This window comes from Aerococcus sp. UMB1112A (assembly GCF_030230715.1).
GTDB lineage: Bacteria > Bacillota > Bacilli > Lactobacillales > Aerococcaceae > Aerococcus.
Genome location: NZ_JASPDS010000053.1, coordinates 1 through 1900, shown reverse-complemented (window position 1 = coordinate 1900; position 1900 = coordinate 1). Strand labels below are relative to the sequence as shown.

General features: G+C 32.1%; 1 protein-coding gene. It reads left to right on the top strand.

Features of this window, described 5'->3' with window-relative positions; genetic code table 11:
• Positions 1-1765, top strand: a 1765-nt coding sequence (locus QP860_RS10485) for a VirB4-like conjugal transfer ATPase, CD1110 family (protein ID WP_284912794.1), incomplete at its 5' end; no start/stop codon positions are given.
• Between the last annotated feature and the right edge of the window lie 135 nt (positions 1766-1900).

Here is a 1900-nt window from a genome sequence, read left to right as displayed (position 1 = left end):
AGATAAGAACTTTGATTTTTCATATAAAAATTTGAAGAAGAAAGAGTCTACAAAATCACATATAACTCCCAATATCTTTAATTTTGCACCAGCAAATAATTTTAAGTTTGGCAAATATATTGGAGCAGTAAGTCATTTTCAAATACTTGCAAGCGAGTTATCAGACAGAATGTTATCTGAGTTTTTAGATATTGATGACAATATTTATGTAGCTTTTCATATAGATGTAGTTGAACAAGCAGAAGCTATTAAACTCATCAAGAGAAAAAACACAGACCTAGACAGAATGAAAATTGAAGAACAAAAGAAAGCTGTTCGTGCTGGATATGATATGGATATTATTCCTTCAGATATAAATACCTTTGGTGCGGATGTTAAGTCCATGTTATCTGACTTACAAAATAGAGATGAAAGGCTCTTTGTAGTTACCATAGTAATGATGAATTTTACTAGAACTAATCAAAAATTAGAAAATACTATTGCTCAAATCTCATCGATTGCTAACAGACATAATTGTCAGGTAAAAAGATTATCTCATCAGCAAGAACAAGGACTTGTTTCTGTCTTACCTCTAGGTGTTAATCAAGTCGAAATAAAAAGATTTTTAACTTCATCATCAACGGCAGTATTTATGCCTTTTACAACAGAAGAGCTATTTATTGATTCGGCAAATTCTTTGTACTATGGATTAAATGCCCTTAGCCAAAACTTGATTATGGCAGATAGGAAGAAACTAAAGAACCCTAACGGATTAATATTAGGAACACCAGGTTCTGGTAAATCTTTCTCGGCAAAGAGAGAGATGGCAAATGCAATTCTTGTAACAGACGATGATGTAATTATTTGTGATCCTGAGGGCGAGTATTCAAACCTTGTAAAACAATTTAATGGAGAAGTTATTAAAGTTTCAGCAAAGTCAAAGGATTATCTAAATCCATTAGATATTAATATGAACTATGGAGATGGGGACGCACCTTTAAAGGATAAGGCAAATTTCATAATGTCTATGCTTGAACTTGTAGTAGGAGGATCTGGTCTTACTGCTGCAGAAAAATCTGTTATAGATAGGTGCTTACCAAAGATATATCAAAAATATTTTGAAGACCCAAAGCCAGAAAATATGCCTATATTAGGAGATTTATACGATATGCTCCTATCTCAAGAAGAAGGAGTTGGTAGGAAGCTCGCAACAGAAATGGAAATTTATGTTAAAGGAAGTCTTAATGTCTTTAATAATAGGTCAAATTTTGATCTAAATAGGCAACTGCTCTGCTTTGATATAAAAGAGCTAGGAACACAACTTAAAAAAATAGGTATGCTTGTAATTCAAGACCAGGTTTGGAACAAGGTTTCCCTTAATAGAGGAAGCAAGTCTACAAGATACTATATAGATGAGTTCCACCTTTTATTAAAAGACCCACAAACTGCTTCATATTCAGTAGAAATCTGGAAAAGATTTAGAAAATGGGGAGGTATTCCAACAGGTATAACTCAAAACGTAAAGGACCTTTTAACAAGTCAGGAAATTGAAAATATCTTTGATAATACAGACTTTGTTCTAATGTTAAATCAAGCATCTGGAGATAGAGATATTCTTGCTAAGAAATTAAAAATATCGCCTTATCAGTTAAACTATATTACTAATTCAAACGCAGGTGAGGGACTATTATTCTTCGGAAATACTATTGTTCCATTTATAGATAAATTCCCTAAAGACACCATGCTATATAAGCTAATGACAACAAAACCAGAAGAAGCTAAGTAGGTGTGATATGGATAAAAAACTAAAAAAAGATTTTCAAAAGAAAATTATACGAAATAGGGACGCTCCTGAAAAGAATGTAGATAGTAAACTTGTTCATTCAGATGATTATACCAATAAGATTATTAAGACTAAGGA